Origin of the sequence: Streptomyces ziwulingensis (genome assembly GCF_039542605.1) — a bacterium.
GTDB classification, from domain to species: domain Bacteria; phylum Actinomycetota; class Actinomycetes; order Streptomycetales; family Streptomycetaceae; genus Streptomyces; species Streptomyces ziwulingensis.
Genome location: NZ_BAABIG010000054.1, coordinates 150,119 through 171,474, shown reverse-complemented (window position 1 = coordinate 171,474; position 21,356 = coordinate 150,119). Strand labels below are relative to the sequence as shown.

Sequence of the window (21,356 nt, the reverse complement as noted above, 5' to 3'; positions counted from 1 at the left end):
ATCGAGGCCCTGATGACTGCCAACCTCGTCGCCAAGAACCTCGCCGCCGGCCACGGCGACCGCTCCCTGTTCACCGGACTCGACCTCGTCGTCGCCCCCGGGGACGTGATCGGACTGGTCGGGGCCAACGGCGCCGGCAAGTCCACGCTGCTGCGGATGCTCGCCGGACTCACCGCCCCCGAACAGGGCGAACTGCGCCTCTCCCCGCCCGGCGCCACCGTCGGCCACCTCCCGCAGGAGCCCGAGCGCCGCCCCGGCGAATCGGTCCGCGCCTTCCTGGCCCGGCGCACCGGCGTCGCCGAGGCCCAGCACACCATGGACGACGCCACCCAGGCCCTGGTCGACGGCGCGCCCGGCGCCGACGACGCCTACGCCACGAGCCTGGAGCGCTGGCTCGCCCTCGGCGGCGCCGACCTCGACGAGCGCGCCGAGGAGGTCGCCGCCGGCCTCGGTCTCGCCGTCGGCCTCGACCAGCCCATGACCTCCCTGTCCGGCGGCCAGGCCGCCCGGGCCGGCCTCGCCTCCCTGCTCCTCTCCCGCTACGACGTCTTCCTGCTCGACGAGCCCACCAACGACCTCGACCTGGACGGCCTGCAACGCCTGGAGCGGTTCGTGAGCGGCCTGCGCGCCGGCACGGTCGTCGTCAGCCACGACCGCGAGTTCCTCACCCGCACCGTCACCAAGGTCCTCGAACTCGACCTCGCCCAGCACCGGGTCAACCTCTACGGCGGCGGTTACGACGCCTACCTGGAGGAGCGCGAGGTGTCCCGCCGGCACGCCCGCGACGACTACGAGGAGTACGCCGACAAGCGCTCCGCCCTCCAGGACCGGGCGCAGACGCAGCGTTCCTGGATGGACAAGGGGGTCAAGAACGCCCGGCGCAAGGCGAGCAACGACAACGACAAGATCGGCCGCAAGTTCCGCAGCGAGGCCAGCGAGAAGCAGGCCGCGAAGGCCCGCCAGACCCAGCGCATGATCGAGCGCCTGGACGTCGTGGAGGAGCCCCGCAAGGAGTGGGAGCTGCACATGGAGATCGGGGCGGCCCCGCGCTCCGGCTCGGTCGTCGCCACCCTGCGCGACGCCGAGGTGCGGCGCGCCGGCTTCACCCTCGGCCCGGTCTCCCTCCAGATCGACTGGGCCGACCGGGTGGCGGTGACCGGCGCCAACGGCGCCGGCAAGTCCACCCTGCTGGGCGCCCTGCTCGGCCGGGTCCCGCTCGACGCGGGCCACGCCTCGCTCGGCTCGGGCGTCCTGGTCGGCGAGGTCGACCAGGCCCGCCGGTCGTTCCACGGCCCCGAGCCGCTGCTCGACGCCTTCCAGGCGGCGACGCCGGACACCGAACCGGGCGAGGTCCGCACCCTCCTGGCCAAGTTCGGCCTGAAGGCGGAACACGTGCTGCGCCCGGCGGCCACCCTCTCACCGGGCGAACGCACCAGGGCGGCGCTGGCCCTGCTCCAGGGCAGAGGCGTCAACCTCCTGGTCCTGGACGAGCCCACCAACCACCTGGACCTGCCGGCCATCGAACAACTGGAAGCGGCCCTCGACACCTACGAGGGCACGCTCCTGCTGGTCACCCACGACCGGCGGATGCTGGACGCGGTGCGGGTGACCCGCCGCCTGGAGGTGGCGGCGGGAAAGGTGACGGAACGCTGAGATCCGTACCGCCCGCTCAGCGCTCGCCCTGTTCGCTCAGCGCTTGCCCTTCTTGGCGTCGAGCAGCCCGGCCCGGCGCAGGGCGTCGGCCATCGCGCCGCCGGCGGGCGGCGTCGCCTGTCGCGCACCGCCCCCCTGACCGCCCTGTCCGCCCTGCCGCTGCTGGGGCGGACGCCCGCCGCGCTGCCGGCGCTCGCCGCCACCGCCGCCCTGGCGACGCTCACCCGCGCCGCCCGGCTTGCCGCCCTGCTCGGCCGCCTCGTCGTCCAGCCGCAGCGTCAGCGAGATCCGCTTGCGCGGGATGTCGACGTCCAGCACCTTCACCTTGACGATGTCCCCGGGCTTGACGACGTCCCGCGGGTCCTTCACGAACGTCTTCGACAACGCGGAGACGTGCGCGAGCCCGTCCTGGTGCACCCCGATGTCGATGAACGCCCCGAAGGCGGCCACGTTCGTCACGACGCCCTCCAGCACCATCCCGGAGGCCAGGTCGGAGATCTTCTCCACGCCCTCCTTGAAGGTGGCGGTTTTGAAGGCGGGACGCGGGTCGCGGCCCGGCTTCTCCAATTCCCTGAGGATGTCGGTGACCGTCGGCAGGCCGAACGTCTCGTCCACGTACTCCGCCGGCCGCAGCGACCGCAGCACCGCGGTGTTCCCGATCAGGGAGGCCACCTCCTGCCCGGCGGTCTTCACCATCCGGCGCACCACCGGGTACGCCTCGGGGTGCACGCTGGACGCGTCCAGCGGGTCGCCGCCCCGGATCCGCAGGAAGCCCGCGCACTGCTCGTACGCCTTCGGACCGAGCCGGGGGACCTTCTTCAGCTCGCCGCGGGACCCGAACGGTCCGTGCGAGTCGCGGTGCGCCACGATGTTCTCGGCGAGGCCCGAGGTGATGCCGGAGACGCGCGCGAGCAGCGGCGCGGAGGCGGTGTTGACGTCCACGCCGACGCCGTTCACACAGTCCTCGACCACCGCGTCCAGCGAGCGCGACAGTTTCATCTCGGACAGGTCGTGCTGGTACTGGCCGACCCCGATCGACTTCGGGTCGATCTTCACCAGCTCGGCCAGCGGGTCCTGGAGGCGGCGCGCGATGGAGACCGCGCCGCGCAACGACACGTCCATGTCGGGCAGTTCCTGCGAGGCGAAGGCGGAGGCCGAGTACACCGAGGCGCCCGCCTCGGACACCATCACCTTGGTCAGGTTCAGCTCGGGGTGCTTGGCGATCAGCTCGCCGGCCAGCTTGTCGGTCTCGCGGGAGGCGGTGCCGTTGCCGATGGCGACCAGCTCGACCGCGTGCTCCCGGGCCAGCCTCGCCAGCTTCGCGATCGCCTCGTCCCACCTGTTGGCGGGGACGTGCGGATGGATCACGTCGGTCGCCACGACCTTGCCGGTGGCGTCGACCACGGCGACCTTCACCCCCGTACGGAAGCCCGGGTCCAGGCCCAGCGTCGCGCGGGTGCCCGCCGGGGCGGCGAGGAGCAGGTCGCGCAGGTTGGCGGCGAACACGTTCACCGCCTCGTCCTCGGCGGCCGTGCGCAGCCGCAGCCTGAGGTCGATGCCGAGGTGGACCAGGAGGCGGGTGCGCCAGGCCCAGCGGACCGTGTCCACCAGCCACTTGTCGCCGGGCCTGCCGCGGTCTGCGATCCCGAACCGGCTCGCCACGACGGCCTCGTACGAGGACCGGCCCTCGGTGGGCTCCTCGGGTTCCAGGACGAGGTCGAGGACGTCCTCCTTCTCGCCGCGGAGCATCGCCAGGACGCGGTGCGAGGGGAGCGCGGTGAACGGTTCGGTGAAGTCGAAGTAGTCGGCGAACTTGGCGCCGGCCTCTTGCCTGCCGTCCTTGACCTTGGCGGCGAGCCGGCCGCGGCTCCACATCCGCTCGCGCAGTTCACCGATCAGGTCGGCGTCCTCCGAGAACTTCTCGGTGAGGATCGCCCGCGCGCCGTCCAGCGCGGCCTGCGGATCGGCGACGCCCTTGCCGGCGTCGACGAACGCCGAGGCGGCGGCGAGGGGCTCCACGGCCGGATCGCCGAGCAGCCCCTCCGCCAGCGGCGCGAGACCCGCTTCGCGCGCGATCTGCGCCTTCGTACGCCGCTTGGGCTTGTACGGCAGGTAGACGTCCTCCAGCCGCGCCTTGGTCTCGGCGCCGCGGATGCTCGCCTCCAGTTCCGCGGTGAGCTTGCCCTGCTCACGCACCGAGTCGAGGATCGCCGCCCGCCGGTCCTCCAGCTCCCGCAGGTAGCGGAGCCGCTCCTCGAGCGCGCGCAGTTGCGCGTCGTCGAGCAGCTCGGTCGCTTCCTTGCGGTAGCGGGCGATGAAGGGCACCGTCGAACCGCCGTCGAGCAGTTCGACCGCGGCCCTCACCTGCCGCTCCCGCACGCCGAGTTCCTCGGCGATCCTGCCTTCGATGGACCCTGCTTCGAGGGACCCGGGTGTCGTCACGATCCCGTACCGCCTTCTCACTGAGGTTGCGCGGCAATTGTGGCAGGTCGCACCGACAGTCGGGGATCAGGGCGGTCGGGGCCGTACCCGGGCGGGCCGGGCCGGACGGGCTCAGGCCCGGCCGCGGGTCGAGCTGGACGCCCCGCCGAAGAGCCGGGCCACGGCCCGGAAGGGCAGGGTGACCACCGTGGCGAGGGCACCGCCGATCTGACGCAGCACGTCTGCGATGGCACGGAACACGAGAGCCTCCTTCTGTCCTGCCCGGCCGGTCCGGCCGGGTGACAACCGTGTACCTCGTGTCCGGCGCGATATGCCCCCGGCGGCCGGTCTTCCCCTTGCGATCAACCCCATCGGCCCCATCGGCCTCCGTAGGACCACCCATCGATCTCCGGCAGCCCTGCCGTTCCCCGCCGATCCGCCGATCCGTCGTTCCCGCCGGTCAGCCCTTGCCGATCAGATCGGCCGGGAAGGCCCCCGCGCCGACGACCGCTCGGGCGAACGCCGCCCCCAGCTCGGTCAGGCGTTCCACGCCCGCCGGGCCGAGGTGCTCGTAGGGCCCCGCGTCCAGCCGGTCCGTCTCGTGCTCGATCTCCGCGCGCAGCGCCCCGCCCCGCTCGGTCAGCTCCCCCGCGTCGTCGAGGAGCCCGCGCCCGCGCAGCCGGCCGACCGCCGCGTCCCAGTCCTCCTCGGTCCAGCCACGGGTGGTCAGCACCCAGCGGGGTGCCATGCCGCGGCCGGTGGCGGTGTGCGTGACCACCGCCTCCAGGCCGTCCAGGTCCGCCGCCGCCAGCACGGCCAGGTGCCCGTCGCCGCGGTGCTCGCGCAGCAGGGTCGCGGCGTGCCAGTACGCCAGGTGCGGTGCCTCGGGGACGGGCAGATCGGCGTGGGCCGAGTAGAGCGGCCGGGCGCCGCGCGTGCAGCCCTCGGCGGCGCGCAGCGCCAGCCCGGCGGCCTCCGCCATCTCCGCGGCGGCCAGAACGTCTTCGCCGAGCAGGCGGCGCAGGGTGGCGTCGACGGCACGCACGCGTGCCGCCAGGACCTCCTCGGGCGAAGCCGTCTCCCAGACGGCCGGCACATGCCGGGCGACGAGCGCGTACCGGTAGTTGTAGAACGTGGCCGTCACGGTGCCGGCCCCCACCCGCCCCAGGGCGGCGGCCCGGGCCGCGAAGTTGACCGCCCGGGGATCGGTGATCCCGAGCGCGCCCAGCTCCCTGCCCAGGTCGGGCGAGAAGTAGTGCGTGGAGTGCAGCGAGTTGAGCGCGTTGTGGCAGCGCCGCCCCGGGCGCCGGTCGATCGCGGCAGTTGTCATGGCCCGCACGTTACCAACCGGTCAGTATGTGTGCGACGGTCCGGACGGACCCGTGCGGCCGAGGGCGGGAAAGGTCCGCTCCGCGCTCCAGGTGAAGCGCGGCTCCCGGCGCTCCAGGAACGCGGCGACGCCCTCCGCGGTGTCGCCGCTGCCGCGGGCCTGGGCCGTCCAGAACCCGTCCCGGTCGGTGCGCCCGTCCGCGAACTCCTTGGCCGCGGCCTGTGTCAGCCCCGAGCGCGCGGCCAGCACGCGGGTGAACTCCTCGACCCGCGCCGCCAGGCCGCCCACCGGCAGCACCTCGTCGACCAGCCCGGTGCGCAGCGCCCGCTCGGTGCCGATCAGCTCACCGGAGAACAGCAGGTACTTCGTGGTGGCCGGCCCCACCAGTGCCACGAGGCGCCGGGTGGTGGACGCCGGATAGACGATCCCCAGCTTCGCCGGCGTCACCCCGAACAGCGCCCCCTCCTCGGCGAACCGCAGGTCGCAGGCGGCCGCGAGCTGCACCCCGCCGCCCACGCAGTGGCCGCGGACCGCGGCCAGCGTCGGCTTGGGGAAGGCGGCGAGCGCCTCCTCCGCGTCCTGGGCCAGCCGCTGCGCCTCCTCGGGCGAGCGGCGCAGCGTGGAGATGTCGGCCCCGGCGCAGAAGGTCCCGCCCGCACCGGTGAGCACCAGCGCGCGCACCGCCGGATCGGCGGCCAGGGCGTCGAGCAGCGGCGGCAGCTCCCGCCACATCGCGGCGGTCATGGCGTTGCGCTTGGCCGGGTGCCGGACGACGACGGTGGCCACCGCGCCGGTGACGCGGTGCTGCAGCTCGGGCTCCATGCGCCGGATGTTACCGGCCGGTCGGCGCCGGGTGGCGCGGGACCTTCGACGAGCTCCGCGAGTGACGGCCGCGGGACCGCCGCAGCCGTACAACCCGAAGAGTCCGCCGAGACGGCACAAGCGGGCCAGGAACAGTCCCGCACCCGACCACGGCATACGCAGACGGTCAGGAGATGCTCGATATGCGCTGACTTGTGTGCAGAACCGTGAGGCGGAGCGACGCGTTACCAACACTCATCGGTGTGGTGACTATCGAGCGCAAGGGCGGCGACCGGACGATGGACGACCAAGGGTGCGGGCCGGGCCCACGCCCCCAGGGGCACCAGCCCCTTCCCGACGAGGAGCCCGCGGACCCGGACCCGCTGCCGTACGAAGGCGTCTGGCGGTTCACCGCCCCCTGCGTCGAGGCATCCGTCCCGCAGGCGCGGCGCGCCGTGCGGGACCTCCTGCTCCGCCAGGGCGTACCCGTCTCGCGGGACGTCGCCGACGGCATGCTCCTGATCGTCTCGGAGCTGGTCACGAACGCCGTCCGGCACGCGGCGGTGCTGTCCCCGACGTTCGCCGTCGAGGTCGCCGTCGGCGCCGACTGGCTCCGGGTCTCCGTCGAGGACAACCACCCCTACCGGCCGACCGCCCTGGTGACCGACCACGGGCAGACCGGCGGCCGGGGGCTGCTGCTGGTACGGGAGATCACCCGGGAGGCCGGCGGCGCCTGCGACGTCGCGCGCACCGCCAACGGCGGCAAGGTCATCTGGGCCGCCCTGCCGCTCAGCCACGCCCTGCCCTGAGGGCGCCGGGGCCCCTTCAGCGCCGCGGGCTCACCAGCCCGCCGAGGGGCCCGTCAGTTCGCGCACGGCGGGACGCGCGGCGTCGAGGACCGTCATGAACCACGCCGAGAAGGTGTCCCGCGCGTGCCGCTCGGCCAGTTCGCCGGAGGAGACGAAGGCCGTCTCGGCGACCTCCTCGGCGTCGGGCCGCGGCGCCGCCTGCACCAAACCCACGAAGAGGTGGTTGTACTCCTGCTCCACCAGGCCCGAGGCCGGGTCCGGGTGGTTGTAGCGCACCGTGCCCGCCGCCGCGAGCAGCGACGGCGAGACGCCCAGCTCCTCGTGGGTCCGCCGGGCCGCCGCCGCGAAGGGCGACTCACCGGGATAGGGGTGGCCGCAGCAGGTGTTGGACCACACACCGGGGGAGTGGTACTTGCCCAGCGCCCGTTGCTGGAGCAGCAGCCGGCCGCGCTCGTCGAAGAGGAAGACGGAGAAGGCACGGTGCAGCATCCCGGGAGGCTGGTGCGCGGCCAGCTTCTCCGCCGTGCCGATCGTCGCGCCGCGCTCGTCGACCAGTTCCAGCAAGATGGCGTCTGCGGCGCCGTTCGACGGCGTGTGCGTCGCGGTGGCAGGAGTGATCGGCATACCTATCCTTCGCATCGGTCCTCGCGCCCCAGTGTGCCGCACGGATCCGGCACTCCCGGCACTTCCCGGGCCCGCCCGCATGTCCCGGGCGGGACCGGCCGCCGAGCGGGGGCCCGAAGCGGGATCGTGCCCGGTGACGCGGACCGGGAACCGTCCGGGACCGGCCGTCCGGGGTCAGGACGCGTGCACAGGGGCGGACGGCCGCGTTCACCGGCGCGTCGTCGCACACCCGCGCCCCACGCGCGCGCCCCCTCAGTGGCAGAGCCGCGCCTCGTGCTGCGCGTGCCCGCCCGGCTCCAACTGGAACGTGCAGTGCTCCACGTCGAAGTGGTCGCCCAGGCACCCCTGCAACTCGTGCAGTATCTTCTCGTGCCCGATCGCGCTCAGCGTCTCGGAGCCGACCACCACGTGCGCGGAGAGCACCGGCAGCCCGGAGGTGATGGTCCAGGCGTGCAGGTCGTGGACGTCCTCCACGCCGTCCAGCGCCAGTATGTGGGCGCGTACCTCGGCGATGTCGACGCCCTTGGGCGCCGCCTCCAGCAGGACGTCCAGCGTCTCGCGCAGCAGCCGGACCGTCCGCGGCACGATCATCAGGCCGATGACCAGCGAGGCGATCGGGTCGGCGGCCTGCCAGCCGGTGGTCACGATCACCACGGCCGCCAGGATCACCGCGAGCGAACCCAGCGCGTCCGCGGCCACCTCCAGGAACGCGCCGCGCACGTTCAGGCTCTCCCGCCGCCCCCGCATCAGCAGCGACAGCGACACCGAGTTCGCCACCAGACCGATCAGGCCGAAGACGACCGTCAGGCCCCCCTCGGTCCCGGCCGGCGTGAGGAACCGCTCGACCGCCTCGTAGAGGACGTACCCGCCCACGCCCAGCAGCAGCAGACAGTTGGCCAGGGCGGCGAGGATCTCGGCCCGGGCGTAGCCGAAGGTGCGCCGGTCGCTGGCCGGCCGGCCGGCGAAGTGGACCGCCAGCAGGGCCATGCCCAGCCCCACGGCGTCCGTCGCCATGTGCGCCGCGTCGGCGACCAGCGCCAGCGAGTCCGCCAGCACACCGCCGACGATCTCCACGACCATGACGCTGAGCGTGATCCCCAGCGCCACCCGCAGCCTGCCCCGGTACGCGGAGGTCGCCGTGGCCCCGGCCGGCGGGCCGTGCGCGTGCCCGTGATCGTGCCCAGCCCCCATGAGAGCCGCCTTCCCGTGGTCGGTTGCGGAGCACAGTGAACTACGGGCGGGGGGTACCCGGCAACGCGGCACTGAACACCGTTGTCATCTCCCCTGACCTGCGCAAACAGGGTGCAGGTCAGGGTGGTGGAGGGGCGTGCGCCGACGGCGCGGCCACCGTCCTGACAGCATCGCGCACGCGGTGTCTGCGATGCCCGTCTTGCGCACGCGGTTTGTTCGCCGGGCCCCGCATCCCCGATGATGATCGCGGCAAAGGCGAGTGCACGCCGTGTCGACCGGCCGTGAAACGGCCGGTGAACACAGTGTTCCGGTCATCCGATAACCTCTGCCGACATGCCGCCCGGGGGCCTCGGACACGGGCGCCCCCATGACGCACAGGCCCGGCGCACGGCGCCGGTACCCAGGGAGTGAGTTCGGTTGTCGACCGCCATTCTGACCGGTCAGCCGGTCCCCGGTTCGTCGATCGAGGACGAACTGCGGAAGCTGGGCTTCGACGTGCGCCTCGCGGCGGACGCGGCCGACGCCGAGACGCAGCTCGCCCAGGTGCCGGGCCGGGAACGGGTCGCCGTGGTCGACGCCCGCTTCGTCGGCCACCCGCACGCCCTGCGCCTCGGCCTCACCGACCCCCGCTTCCCGCTCGCCGCGGTCCCGGGCGCCGTGACCGCCCAGCCGGAGGGCCGCCGGGCGCTGACCCGCGCGATGGCCCGCCGGAACCCCACCGGCACCGCCACCACCCTGGTCGACAGCCTCCCCGACCGGCTCGTCACCGCCCTCGACGACGACGGCGCCGCCGTGCACCGCCCCGAGCTGGGCAGCCTGGTCGCCGAGGTCCCCGCCGACTCGCAGGCCCGCCACGAGGCCCGGCAGTCGGTGGCCGCCGTCGACGACGAGGCCGTACGCCTCAAGTCGGCCGTGAAGGCCCGCGACGGCTTCTTCACCACCTTCTGCGTCAGCCCCTACTCCCGCTACCTCGCCCGCTGGTGCGCCCGCCGCGGCCTGACCCCCAACCAGGTCACCACCGCCTCGCTGCTCACCGCCCTGATAGCGGCCGGCTGCGCGGCCACCGGCACCCGGGCCGGCTTCGTCGCCGCCGGCGTCCTGCTCCTCGTCTCCTTCGTGCTGGACTGCACCGACGGCCAGCTCGCCCGCTACTCCCTGCAGTACTCCACCCTCGGCGCCTGGCTCGACGCCACCTTCGACCGCGCCAAGGAGTACGCCTACTACGCCGGACTCGCCCTCGGCGCCGCCCGCGGCGGCGACGACGTCTGGGCCCTGGCCCTCGGCGCGATGGTCCTCCAGACCTGCCGGCACGTCGTGGACTTCGCCTTCAACGAGGCGCACGTCGCAGGCACCGACGCCACCGGCAACACCAGCCCCGCCGCCGCCCTCTCCGACCGGCTCGACAGCGTCGGCTGGACCGTCTGGGTCCGCCGCATGATCGTGCTGCCGATCGGTGAGCGCTGGGCGATGATCGCCGTCCTCACGGCCGTCACCACCCCCCGGATCACCTTCTGCGTCCTGCTCATCGGCTGCGCCCTCGCCGCGGCCTACACCACGGCCGGCCGGGTGCTGCGGTCCCTGTCCCGCCGGGCCCGCCGGACCGACCGGGCGGCGCGGGCGCTGGCGGACCTCGCCGACAGCGGCCCGCTCGCCGAAGCGGTGGCCCGGGTCGCCGCGGCCGGCTCCGGGCGGCGCGCACCGGCGTTCGTCAGCGCCGCCGCCGGCGCCGCCCTGGTGGTCGCCGCGGCCCTGGTGTGGGGCCCGGGCTGGTGGGTCGTCCTGCTGGCCGCCGCCTACGTCCTGCTGGCCGGCGAGGCCGTCGCGCACCCCCTCAAGGGCGCCCTCGACTGGCTGGTCCCCCCGTTCTTCCGCGCCGCCGAGTACCTCACCGTGCTGATCCTGGCGGCCCGGGCGGAGGTGAACGGAGCCCTTCCCGCGGCTTTCGGTCTGGTGGCGGCGGTCGCCTACCATCACTACGACACGGTCTACCGCATCCGCGGCGCCGCCGGAGCGCCGCCCGCCTGGCTGGTCCGCGCGGTCGGGGGGCACGAGGGCCGCACGCTGGTGGTCGCCGTGCTGGCCGCGCTGCTCACCGGCGCACAGTTCACCGTCGCGCTCACGGCCCTCGCCGTGGCCGCGGCCCTGCTGGTGCTCTTCGAGAGCATCCGCTACTGGGTGTCCGCCCACCGGGCCGGCTCACCCGCCGTACACGATGAAGGAGAAACCGCATGATCGGCCTCGTGCTCGCGGCCGGCGCCGGACGGCGTCTGCGTCCCCACACCGACAGCCTGCCCAAGGCGCTGGTGCCGGTGGGACCCGCGGGCATAGAGGGCGAGCCCACGGTGCTCGACCTGACCCTCGGCAACTTCGCCGAGATCGGGCTGACCGAGGCCGCGGTCATCGTCGGCTACCGCAAGGAGGCCGTCCACGCGCGCAAGGCCGCGCTGGAGGAGAAGTACGGCCTCAAGCTCACCCTCATCGACAACGACAAGGCCGAGGAGTGGAACAACGCCTACTCCCTGTGGTGCGGGCGGGACGCCCTCAAGGACGGCGTGATCCTCGCCAACGGCGACACCGTCCACCCGGTCTCGGTCGAGAAGACGCTGCTCGCCGCCCGCGACGGCGTCCGGCGGATCATCCTGGCCGTCGACACGGTGAAGTCCCTCGCGGACGAGGAGATGAAGGTCGTCGTCGACCCCGGCCTGGGCGTCCGGCGGATCACCAAGCTGATGGACCCGGCCGAGGCCACCGGCGAGTACATCGGCGTCACCCTCATCGAGGGCGGCGCCGCCGAGGAACTGGCGCAGGCGCTGAGGACGGTCTGGGAGAGCGACCCGCAGCAGTTCTACGAGCACGGCTACCAGGAACTGATCAACGGCGGCTTCCGGATCGACGCGGCGCCGATCGGCGACGTCAGTTGGGTCGAGATCGACAACCACGACGATCTCGCCCGTGGACGGGAGATCGCATGCCAGTACTGACCCGGCTGATCCCCTCGCCGCTCGTCGTCGACATCCGTCCGGGTGCCCTCGACGACCTCGGCTGCGTCCTCGCCGACGAGCGCATCTCGCACTCCGGCCGGCTCGCCGTCGCCGTCAGCGGCGGCTCCGGCGCCAAGCTGCGCGAGCGCATCGCCCCCTCGCTGCCCGGCGCCACCTGGTACGAGGTCGGCGGCGGCACCCTGGACGACGCGGTCCGCCTGGCGGGCGACATAAAGGCCGGCCACTTCGACGCCGTGGTCGGACTCGGCGGCGGGAAGATCATCGACTGCGCCAAGTTCGCCGCGGCCCGCGTCGGGCTGCCCCTGGTCGCCGTGCCGACCAACCTCGCGCACGACGGCCTGTGCTCGCCGGTCGCCACCCTCGACAACGACGCCGGCCGCGGCTCCTACGGGGTGCCCAACCCGATCGCCGTCGTCATCGACCTCGACGTCATCCGCGAGGCCCCCGTGCGCTACGTACGGGCCGGTATCGGCGACGCCGTCTCCAACATCTCGGCCATCCGGGACTGGGAGCTGGCCAACCGGGTCAAGGGCGAGCGGATCGACGGACTGGCCGCCGCCATGGCCCGCCAGGCCGGCGAGGCCGTGCTGCGCCACCCCGGCGGCATCGGCGACAACGACTTCCTCCAGGTGCTGAGCGAGGCACTGGTGCTCAGCGGCATCGCCATGTCCGTCTCCGGCGACTCGCGGCCGTCCTCCGGGGCGTGCCACGAGATCAACCACGCCTTCGACCTGCTCTTCCCCAGGCGCGCCGCCGCCCACGGCGAGCAGTGCGGCCTGGGCGCGGCCTTCGCGATGTACCTGCGCGGCGCCCACGAGGAGTCCGTCCACATGGCCGGGGTCCTGCGCCGGCACGGACTGCCGGTGCTGCCGGAGGAGATCGGCTTCACCCCCGAGGAGTTCGTCCGCGTCGTGGAGTTCGCTCCCGAGACCCGGCCCGGCCGCTACACGATCCTCGAGCATCTCGACCTGAAAACCCACCAGATCAAGGACGTCTACACCGACTATGTCAAGGCCATCGGTAGCTGAACTCCGTCCGGTCGTCCACCCCGCCGGGGTGAAGGACCGGCGCAGCGGTGAGCACTGGATGGGGCGCCTCTACATGCGCGAGGTGTCCCTGCGGGTCGACCGCTACCTGGTCGGCACCAGGGTCACGCCGAACCAGCTCACGTACCTGATGACCGTCTGCGGCGTGCTCGCCGCCCCGGCCCTGCTGGTGCCGGGGATCTGGGGCGCCGTGCTCGGCGTCGTCGCGGTCCAGCTCTACCTGCTGCTGGACTGCGTCGACGGCGAGGTCGCCCGCTGGAAGAAGCAGTACTCCCTCGGCGGCGTCTACCTCGACCGGGTCGGCGCCTACCTCACCGACGCGGCCGTCCTGGTCGGCCTCGGCCTGCGCGCCGCCGACCTGTGGGGCCCCGGCCGGATCGACTGGCTGTGGGCCTTCCTCGGCACCCTGGCCGCGCTCGGCGCGATCCTGATCAAGGCCGAGACCGACCTGGTCCAGGTCGCCCGCCACCAGGCCGGGAAGGAACCGGTCAAGGAGTCCGCCGCCGAGATGCGCTCCTCCGGCCTGGCGCTGGCCCGCCGGGCCGCCGCGATGCTCAAGTTCCACCGGCTGATCCTCGGTATGGAGGCGACCCTGCTGATCCTGGTCCTCGCGATCGTGGACGCGGTCCGGGACGACCTGTTCCTCACCCGCCTGGGCACCGCCGTGCTGGCCGGCATCGCCCTCCTCCAGACCCTCCTGCACCTGGTGTCCGTCCTGGCCTCCAGCAGGCTGAAGTGAGCCGCCCGGTGAAGGTCGGGGCCGTCATCATCACCATGGGCAACCGCCCCGAGGAACTGCGGGCCCTGATCGGCTCGATCGGCAAGCAGGACGGCGAGCCGGTCCAGATCGTGGTCGTCGGCAACGGCTCGCCCGTCCCCGAGATCACCGAGTTCGCGTCGGTCGTACGGACCGTGGAACTGCCCGAGAACCTCGGCATCCCCGGCGGCCGCAACGTCGGCATCGAGGCGTTCGGACCCGGCGGCCGGGACGTCGACATCCTGCTCTTCCTCGACGACGACGGCCTGCTCGCGCGGGCCGACACCGCCGAGCTGTGCCGGGCGGCCTTCGCCGCCGACCCGGGGCTCGGCATCATCAGCTTCCGCATCGCCGACCCGGAGACCGGCGTCACCCAGCGCCGCCACGTGCCGCGGCTGCGCGCCGCCGACCCGATGCGCTCCTCCCGGGTCACCACCTTCCTCGGCGGCGCCAACGCCGTACGCACCCGGGTGCTCGGGGAGGTCGGCGGCCTGCCGGACGAATTCTTCTACGCCCACGAGGAAACCGATCTGGCGTGGCGGGCTCTCGACGCGGGCTGGATGATCGACTACCGGTCCGACATGGTGCTGTACCACCCGACGACCGCGCCCTCGCGGCACGCGGTCTACCACCGCATGGTCGCCCGCAACCGGGTCTGGCTGGCCCGCCGCAACCTGCCCGCCCCCCTCGTCCCGGTCTACCTCGGCATCTGGCTGCTGCTCACGCTCGCCCGCCGGCCCTCCCGCCCCGCGCTGAAGGCGTGGTTCGGCGGCTTCCGGGAAGGCTGGGCCACCCCGTGCGGACCCCGCCGGCCCATGAAGTGGCGTACGGTGTGGCGGCTGACCCGGCTGGGCCGGCCCCCGGTGATCTGACAAGCTCGTACCCCAGAGCGTCCGGGCGGCCAGACCCGGACCGCCTGCTCGTGCCAGGCCGGTACAGGCTGCGCATCCCGAAGACGAAAGTTTCCACAAGTGAGTGAGACCACACACGACGGCACGGTCGCGACGGCCAGGCCCGTGTCACCCGACGAGGGCCTCACGGCGGCGCGGCTCGCCGCCAAGTACGGGCTGACGGTGAGCGGGGCCCGGCCCTCCCTCGCCGAGTACGTCCGGCAGCTCTGGGACCGGCGCCACTTCATCATCGCCTTCTCCCGGGCGAAGCTGACCGCCCAGTACAGCCAGGCCAAACTGGGCCAGCTCTGGCAGGTGGCCACGCCACTGCTGAACGCGGCCGTCTACTTCTTCATCTTCGGTCTGCTGCTCGGGGCCCGCCGCGGCATCCCGCACGACATCTACGTGCCCTTCCTGGTCACCGGCGTCTTCGTGTTCACCTTCACGCAGAGTTCGGTGCTGGCCGGGGTGCGGGCCATCTCCGGCAACCTCGGCCTGGTGCGCGCGCTGCACTTCCCGCGCGCCTCGCTGCCGGTCTCCTTCGCCCTCCAGCAGCTCCAGCAGCTCCTCTACTCGATGATCGTGCTGGTCGTGATCATGGTGGCGTTCGGCAGTTACCCGGGCCTGTCCTGGCTGCTGGTGCCGCCGGCGCTGGTGCTGCAGTTCGTCTTCAACACCGGCCTCGCGCTGATCTTCGCCCGGCTCGGCAGCAAGACGCCCGACCTGGCACAGCTCATGCCGTTCGTGATGCGCACCTGGATGTACGCGTCCGGCGTGATGTTCAGCATCCCCGTGATGCTCGCCGACAAGGACGTGCCCGGCTGGCTCTCCGACGTCCTGCAGTGGAACCCCGCCTCGATCTACATGGACCTGATCCGCTTCGCGCTGATCGACGGGTACGGCTCCGCCTACCTGCCGCCGCACGTCTGGGCCTTCGCGCTGGGCTGGGCGGTGCTGGCCGGGGCGGTCGGCTTCGTGTACTTCTGGAAGGCCGAGGAGAGGTACGGCCGTGGCTGAGCCGCACGAGGGCGGGCACATCCCCACCGTCATCGCCGACGACCTGCACATCGTCTACCGGGTCAACGGGGCGAAGACCGGCAAGGGCAGCGCCGCGGCGGCCCTGAGCCGGATGATCAGGCGCGGCTCCGAGGACGCGGCGCGCGGGGTGCGCAAGGTGCACGCCGTGCGGGGCGTCTCCTTCGTCGCCCACCGGGGCGAGGCCATCGGCCTGATCGGCTCCAACGGCTCCGGCAAGTCCACCCTGCTGCGGGCCATCGCCGGGCTGCTCCCCGCCGAGCGGGGGCACGTCTACACCGACGGCCAGCCCTCGCTGCTGGGCGTCAACGCGGCCCTGATGAACGACCTCACCGGCGAGCGGAACGTCATCCTCGGCGGACTCGCCATGGGCATGACCCGCGAGCAGGTCAAGGAGCGCTACCAGGAGATCGTCGACTTCTCCGGCATCAACGAGAAGGGCGACTTCATCACCCTGCCGATGCGTACGTACTCCTCCGGCATGGCCGCCCGGCTGCGGTTCTCCATCGCCGCCGCCAAGGACCACGACGTCCTCATGATCGACGAGGCGCTGGCCACCGGCGACCGCAAGTTCCAGAAGCGCTCCGAGGCCCGCATCCGCGAACTGCGCAAGGAGGCCGGCACGGTCTTCCTGGTCAGCCACAACAACAAGTCCATCCGCGACACCTGTGACCGTGTGCTCTGGCTGGAACGCGGCGAACTGCGCATGGACGGCCCCACCGACGAGGTCATCAAGGAGTACGAGAAGTTCGCCGGAAAGTGACCCGGGCGGGCGCCCCGTACGGACCCGCGCGCGCCGGCCACCGTGCGCCGGACCCCGCCGGAACCGTTCCGGCGGGGTCTCGCGTACGCAAAGGAAACGTCAACTCCGGCCGGGCGTAGGAATCTTGAAGCCAATCGGTGTGTTGTTGTGATGTGTGTACGCCCCGCGCGCGGTTCGATGAGCTGTACAACGTAAGCTGTACCGGTCCCGAAACGCGGCACACGCGGCAGATGGGGCGATAATGCCCGACACCCTCAGTCGGCGCCGCCGGGCGGGCAGCCGGGCGGCGTGTCCGAAATAGTGGGTATTGGGTCGGCAGTGTAGAACGGGAGATGTGACGGCAATGGCTACAAGGACTCCCGACCGCCGCGAGGGCTGCGCCGTCGCCGCCCCGGGCGGTCGGCGGTGACGGTCACCGGCACGGCCGACGCCGTCCACCCCGAGCACGGCACACTGGCCAAGGCCGCGGACGAGAACTTCCCCGTCGCCCCCTTCTTCCTGCCCCGCGACTGGCGCACCGACCTCATGGCCGTCTACGGCTTCGCCCGTCTGGTGGACGACATCGGCGACGGCGACCTGGCCCCCGGCGGAGCGGACGCCCGCCTCCTCGGCGTCGCGCCGGAGCGGGCCGAGGACCGCCTCGCCCTGCTCGACGCCTTCGAGACCGACCTGCGCCGGGTCTTCGACTCCACCCCGCACCACCCGCTGCTGCGGCGCCTGCAGCCGACCGTGCGGCGCCGCGCGCTCACCCCCGGGCCGTTCCTCGCCCTGATCGCCGCCAACCGCCAGGACCAGCTCGTCACCCGGTACGAGACCTACGACGACCTCCTCGCCTACTGCGAACTGTCCGCCAACCCGGTCGGCCGCCTGGTCCTCGCCGTCACCGGCACCTCGACGCCCGAGCGGGTCCGCCGCTCCGACGCGATCTGCACGGCCCTGCAGATCGTCGAGCACCTCCAGGACGTCGCCGAGGACCTGGCCCAGGGCCGCGTCTACCTGCCCGCCGAGGACCTGGCCCGCTTCCACGTCCGGGAAGCGGATCTCGCGGCGAAGACCGCCGGCGCGTCGGTGCGCGCGCTGATCGCCTACGAAGCGCGGCGCGCCCGCGATCTGCTGAATGAAGGCGCCCCCCTGGTGGGTAGCGTCCACGGCAGGCTGAAGCTGCTGCTCGCCGGGTTCGTGGCAGGAGGGAGGGCGGCCGTACGGGCGATCGCCGCCGCCGACTTCGACGTACTTCCCGGCCCGCCCAAGCCCGGCAAGCTCCGGTTGCTGCGCGAGGCGGGCCTGACCCTGCGAGGAGAGGGGTGAACCGGACGGTGGAGTCGCAAGCACCCGTGTCCGCGCCGGTACTCGCCGCCTACAGCTACTGCGAGGCCGTCACCGGACAGCAGGCGCGCAACTTCGCGTACGGCATCCGGCTGCTGCCCACGGCCAAGCGGCGGGCGATGTCGGCGCTGTACGCGTTCTCGCGCCGCGTCGACGACATCGGCGACGGCCCGCTCGCCGCCGACGTCAAGGTGGCCCGGCTCGAAGAGACCCGGACGCTGCTCGGCCGCATCCACCGGGACGCGGTCGAGGAGGACGACACCGACCCGGTCGCGGTGGCCCTCGCGCACGCCGCCGAAACGTTCCCGATCCCGCTCGGCGGACTCGACGAGCTGATCGACGGCGTCCAGATGGACCTGCGCGGCGAGACCTACGAGACCTGGGACGACCTCAAGGTCTACTGCCGCTGCGTGGCCGGTGCCATCGGACGCCTCTCGCTCGGCGTCTTCGGCACCGAACCGGGAGCACGCGGCGCCGAACGCGCCGCCGAGTACGCCGACACCCTGGGCCTCGCGCTGCAGCTCACCAACATCCTCCGGGACGTCCGCGAGGACGCCGAGGACGGGCGGACCTACCTGCCCGCCGACGACCTGGCGAAATTCGGCTGCTCGGCCGGGTTCGACGGGCCGAGACCGCCGGCGGACTCCGACTTCGCGGGTCTCGTCCACTTCGAGGTGCGACGGGCCCGCGCCCTTTTCGCCGAGGGCTACCGGCTGCTCCCGCTGCTCGACCGGCGCAGCGGGGCCTGCGTCGCCGCCATGGCCGGCATCTACCGCCGCCTCCTGGACCGCATCGAACGCGACCCCGAGGCCGTGCTGCGCGGCCGGGTCTCGCTGCCCGGACGCGAGAAGGCGTACGTCGCCGTGCGCGGCCTGTCCGGCCTGGACGCCCGGCACATGACCCGCCGGGCCGTCAGGAGGCGCGCCTGATGGGCGACGCGCTCCCCGGTGACGGCACCCGGGAAGAACAGCGGGCAACCCCGCGGCGGCGGACCGCGTCCCAGACTGCGACGGTCGGCCGGACTCCGCTCGCCCGGCACACCGGCCGTCGAGGGAAGGACGCGCGATGACCCAGGGCCCCGACCTGCCCTCGGCCGCCCGGCGGCACGCCGTCGTGGTCGGCGGCGGGCTCGCCGGCATCACCGCCGCGCTCACCCTCGCCGACGCCGGGATGCGCGTCACCCTGCTCGAAGGCCGCCCCCGCCTGGGCGGGCTCGCCTTCTCCTTCCGCCGCGGCGACCTGACCGTCGACAACGGCCAGCACGTCTACCTGCGCTGCTGCACCGCCTACCGCTGGTTCCTGGACCGCATCCGGGCGGCGGCGCTCGCGCCGCTGCAGGAACGTCTCGACGTGCCCGTCGTCGACGTGGCCAAGCCGGCCGGCCGACGCCTGGGCAGGCTGCGGCGCGACCCGCTGCCCGTCCCCCTGCACCTGGGGCGCAGCCTCGCCACCTATCCGCACCTCCCGCTCGCCGACCGGGCCGGGGCGGTCCGGGCCGCGCTCGCCCTCAAGGGACTCGACCTCGCCGACCCGGCCCTGGACGCCCAGGACTTCGGCACCTGGCTGGCCGCGCACGGCCAGTCGCCGCGCGCCGTCGAGGCGCTGTGGGACCTGGTCGGGGTCGCCACCCTCAACGCGGTCGCGGGCGACTCCTCCCTGGGGCTCGCCGCGATGGTGTTCAAGACCGGTCTGCTCTCCGAGGCGGGCGCCGCCGACATCGGGTGGGCCCGCGTCCCGCTGGGCGAACTGCACGACCGGCTGGCCCGCGAGGCACTCGACGCCGCGGGCGTCCGCACCGAGGTCCGCACCCGCGTCACCGCCGTCTCCCGCACCGACGACGGGACCTGGAGCGTTCAGGTTCCCGGCGAGCGGCTCGACGCGGACGCCGTCGTTCTCGCCGTACCGCAGCGCGAGACGTACGGCCTGCTGCCCGCGGGCGCGCTCGACGCCCCCGAGCGGCTGCTGGAGATCGACGACGCGCCGATCCTCAACGTCCATGTGGTCTACGACCGCAAGGTCCTCGACACGCCCTTCCTCGCGGCGCTCGGCACCCCCGTGCAGTGGGTGTTCGACCGCACCGAGGCCTCCGGTCTGCGCGCGGGACAGTACCTGGCGCTCTCCCAGTCGGCCGCGCGGGACGAGATCGACGAGCCGGTGGCCGTACTGCGCGAGCGGTACCTGCCCGAGCTGGAGCGGCTGCTGCCGCTCACCCGGGGCGCCGGGGTGAAGGACTTCTTCGTGACCAGGGAGCGCACCGCGACGTTCGCCCCCGCCCCCGGCGTCGGACGGCTCAGGCCCGGCGCCCGCACCAAGGCATCCGGCCTGTACCTGGCCGGAGCGTGGACCGCCACAGGGTGGCCCGCGACCATGGAGAGTGCGGTCCGTAGCGGGGTCGGCGCGGCCGGCGCCGCGCTCGGCGCCCTGGGCCGGTCCCGTGACGTCCTGCCCGCCTTCTTCGAGGAGGCGGCGTGAGGACCGAGCAGCGCGGGACCGACCGCACCCCCGGTACCGCAACTGGAGGAGAGACTGTGCCCACTGTGCCCCCGGCCCCGACGGCCGATCGACGGACCACGGTGGACGTGACCGCGCTCCTTGAGCGCGGCCGGACCCTGGCCACGCCGGTGCTGCGGGCGGCCGTCGGCCGTCTGGCGCCTCCCATGGACACCGTCGCCGCCTACCACTTCGGGTGGATCGACGCCCAGGGCAACCCGGCCGCGGGCGACGGCGGCAAGGCCGTACGGCCCGCCCTCGCGGTGCTCTCCGCCGAGGTCACCGGCGCCGCCCCGCGGACCGGCGTCCCCGGCGCCGTCGCCGTCGAACTGGTGCACAACTTCTCGCTGCTCCACGACGACCTGATGGACGGCGACGAACAGCGCCGCCACCGCGACACCGTCTGGAAGGTGCACGGCCCCGCCCAGGCCATCCTGGTCGGCGACGCCCTCTTCGCCCTGGCCAACGAGGTGCTCCTGGAGCTGGGGACGGTCGAGGCGGGCCGGGCCACCCGCCGCCTGACCAGCGCGAGCCGGGCGCTGATCGACGGTCAGGCCCAGGACATCTCCTACGAGCACCGCGACCGGGTCAGCGTCGAGGAGTGCCTGGAGATGGAGGGCAACAAGACCGGCGCCCTGCTCGCCTGCGCCAGCTCCATCGGCGCGGTCCTCGGCGGCGCCGACGAGCGCACCGCGGACACGCTGGAGAAGTACGGCTACCACCTCGGCCTGGCCTTCCAGGCCGTCGACGACCTCCTCGGCATCTGGGGCGACCCGGACTCCACCGGCAAGCAGACCTGGAGCGACCTGCGCCAGCGCAAGAAGTCCCTCCCGGTCGTCGCCGCGCTCGCGGCCGGCGGCGCCGCCTCCGAGCGGCTCGGCGAGATCCTCGCCGCCGACGCCGGGAGCAGCGACTTCGCCACCTTCTCCGAGGAGGAGTTCGCGGCCCGCGCCGCCCTCATCGAGCAGGCGGGCGGGCGGGAGTGGACCACCGAGGAGGCACGCCGCCAGCACACCATCGCCATCGAAGCCCTCGACGCCATCGACCTGCCCGGCGAGGTCCGGGACCGGTTCGCGGCGCTCGCCGACTTCGTCGTCGTACGGAAGAGATGATCAGTATCGGTCGAATAGCCCTCGCGTAGTCGCCGGCCGGTGTCACCACGCGCACCGGCCGACGGCGGACCCACAGCAGACGCACACGCACACTGCACGAAGGGGA

At 73.3% G+C, this 21,356-nt stretch carries 20 protein-coding genes; 14 read left to right on the top strand and 6 right to left on the bottom strand.

Annotated features, from left to right (window positions below; all coding sequences use genetic code 11):
* Nucleotides 1-12: 12 nt before the first annotated feature.
* A complete protein-coding gene (locus tag ABEB00_RS25315; RefSeq protein WP_345622488.1) occupies nucleotides 13-1,653 on the top strand; it encodes an ABC-F family ATP-binding cassette domain-containing protein in 1,641 nt (546 codons plus the stop codon).
* A gap of 36 nt (nucleotides 1,654-1,689) precedes the next feature.
* Here ABEB00_RS25315 and ABEB00_RS25310 read toward each other — a convergent pair whose 3' ends face one another.
* The 4 genes from ABEB00_RS25310 to ABEB00_RS25295 form a co-directional block, all read right to left on the bottom strand.
* Entirely contained in the window at nucleotides 1,690-4,095 is a 2,406-nt protein-coding gene (locus ABEB00_RS25310; RefSeq protein ID WP_345622487.1) for a Tex family protein, read from the bottom strand.
* Between the two features lie 111 nt (nucleotides 4,096-4,206).
* Complete coding sequence (locus ABEB00_RS25305) at nucleotides 4,207-4,335, bottom strand: LPFR motif small protein (RefSeq protein WP_345622486.1); 129 nt, start codon at nucleotides 4,333-4,335, stop codon at nucleotides 4,207-4,209.
* A 199-nt stretch (nucleotides 4,336-4,534) separates the two neighbouring features.
* Nucleotides 4,535-5,404, bottom strand: a complete 870-nt coding sequence (locus ABEB00_RS25300; protein ID WP_345622485.1) for an SCO6745 family protein — start codon at nucleotides 5,402-5,404, stop codon at nucleotides 4,535-4,537.
* Between the two features lie 21 nt (nucleotides 5,405-5,425).
* A complete protein-coding gene (locus ABEB00_RS25295; protein WP_345622484.1) occupies nucleotides 5,426-6,226 on the bottom strand; it encodes an enoyl-CoA hydratase/isomerase family protein in 801 nt (266 codons plus the stop codon).
* 278 nt (nucleotides 6,227-6,504) lie between these two features.
* Between ABEB00_RS25295 and ABEB00_RS25290 the strand changes: the two genes are divergently transcribed.
* Entirely contained in the window at nucleotides 6,505-7,014 is a 510-nt protein-coding gene (locus ABEB00_RS25290) for an ATP-binding protein (protein WP_345622503.1), read from the top strand.
* Nucleotides 7,015-7,044: 30 nt separating this feature from the next.
* On the opposite strand, the gene idi is transcribed toward ABEB00_RS25290, so the two are convergent.
* Both idi and ABEB00_RS25280 read right to left on the bottom strand, forming a co-directional pair.
* The gene (gene idi, locus ABEB00_RS25285) at nucleotides 7,045-7,638 is read right to left on the bottom strand and encodes an isopentenyl-diphosphate Delta-isomerase (protein WP_345622483.1); all 594 of its coding nucleotides are present in this window, start codon (nucleotides 7,636-7,638) and stop codon (nucleotides 7,045-7,047) included.
* Between the two features lie 252 nt (nucleotides 7,639-7,890).
* Complete coding sequence (locus ABEB00_RS25280; RefSeq protein WP_345622482.1) at nucleotides 7,891-8,829, bottom strand: cation diffusion facilitator family transporter; 939 nt, start codon at nucleotides 8,827-8,829, stop codon at nucleotides 7,891-7,893.
* Between the two features lie 417 nt (nucleotides 8,830-9,246).
* On the opposite strand from ABEB00_RS25280, the gene ABEB00_RS25275 reads away from it, so the two are divergent.
* The 12 genes from ABEB00_RS25275 (at nucleotide 9,247) to ABEB00_RS25225 (ending at nucleotide 21,250) form a co-directional block, all read left to right on the top strand.
* Nucleotides 9,247-11,061 (top strand): DUF5941 domain-containing protein, encoded by a 1,815-nt coding sequence (locus ABEB00_RS25275; RefSeq protein WP_345622481.1) that lies wholly within the window; start codon nucleotides 9,247-9,249, stop codon nucleotides 11,059-11,061.
* The gene (locus tag ABEB00_RS25270) at nucleotides 11,058-11,810 is read left to right on the top strand and encodes a phosphocholine cytidylyltransferase family protein (protein ID WP_345622480.1); all 753 of its coding nucleotides are present in this window, start codon (nucleotides 11,058-11,060) and stop codon (nucleotides 11,808-11,810) included. The genes ABEB00_RS25275 and ABEB00_RS25270 overlap by 4 nt, the downstream gene beginning before the upstream one ends.
* On the top strand, nucleotides 11,798-12,859 hold the full coding sequence (locus tag ABEB00_RS25265) for an iron-containing alcohol dehydrogenase family protein (RefSeq protein ID WP_345622479.1): 1,062 nt from the start codon (nucleotides 11,798-11,800) through the stop codon (nucleotides 12,857-12,859). Before ABEB00_RS25270 ends, ABEB00_RS25265 begins: the two co-directional genes overlap by 13 nt.
* The gene (locus tag ABEB00_RS25260) at nucleotides 12,837-13,616 is read left to right on the top strand and encodes a CDP-alcohol phosphatidyltransferase family protein (protein ID WP_345622477.1); all 780 of its coding nucleotides are present in this window, start codon (nucleotides 12,837-12,839) and stop codon (nucleotides 13,614-13,616) included. Before ABEB00_RS25265 ends, ABEB00_RS25260 begins: the two co-directional genes overlap by 23 nt.
* A gap of 8 nt (nucleotides 13,617-13,624) precedes the next feature.
* Complete coding sequence (locus ABEB00_RS25255) at nucleotides 13,625-14,506, top strand: glycosyltransferase family 2 protein (RefSeq protein WP_345622502.1); 882 nt, start codon at nucleotides 13,625-13,627, stop codon at nucleotides 14,504-14,506.
* Between the two features lie 99 nt (nucleotides 14,507-14,605).
* The gene (locus tag ABEB00_RS25250) at nucleotides 14,606-15,541 is read left to right on the top strand and encodes an ABC transporter permease (protein WP_345622476.1); all 936 of its coding nucleotides are present in this window, start codon (nucleotides 14,606-14,608) and stop codon (nucleotides 15,539-15,541) included.
* Complete coding sequence (locus tag ABEB00_RS25245) at nucleotides 15,534-16,322, top strand: ABC transporter ATP-binding protein (RefSeq protein ID WP_345622474.1); 789 nt, start codon at nucleotides 15,534-15,536, stop codon at nucleotides 16,320-16,322. Before ABEB00_RS25250 ends, ABEB00_RS25245 begins: the two co-directional genes overlap by 8 nt.
* A 405-nt stretch (nucleotides 16,323-16,727) precedes the next feature.
* Entirely contained in the window at nucleotides 16,728-17,630 is a 903-nt protein-coding gene (gene hpnC, locus ABEB00_RS25240; protein ID WP_345622473.1) for a squalene synthase HpnC, read from the top strand.
* Entirely contained in the window at nucleotides 17,627-18,577 is a 951-nt protein-coding gene (gene hpnD, locus ABEB00_RS25235) for a presqualene diphosphate synthase HpnD (RefSeq protein ID WP_345622472.1), read from the top strand. Before hpnC ends, hpnD begins: the two co-directional genes overlap by 4 nt.
* Entirely contained in the window at nucleotides 18,577-18,717 is a 141-nt protein-coding gene (locus ABEB00_RS36120) for a DUF6380 family protein (RefSeq protein ID WP_425586565.1), read from the top strand. Before hpnD ends, ABEB00_RS36120 begins: the two co-directional genes overlap by 1 nt.
* Nucleotides 18,714-20,120, top strand: a complete 1,407-nt coding sequence (gene hpnE / locus ABEB00_RS25230; RefSeq protein ID WP_345622471.1) for a hydroxysqualene dehydroxylase HpnE — start codon at nucleotides 18,714-18,716, stop codon at nucleotides 20,118-20,120. Before ABEB00_RS36120 ends, hpnE begins: the two co-directional genes overlap by 4 nt.
* A gap of 65 nt (nucleotides 20,121-20,185) precedes the next feature.
* Nucleotides 20,186-21,250, top strand: a complete 1,065-nt coding sequence (locus ABEB00_RS25225; RefSeq protein ID WP_345622501.1) for a polyprenyl synthetase family protein — start codon at nucleotides 20,186-20,188, stop codon at nucleotides 21,248-21,250.
* Nucleotides 21,251-21,356: the final 106 nt, after the last annotated feature.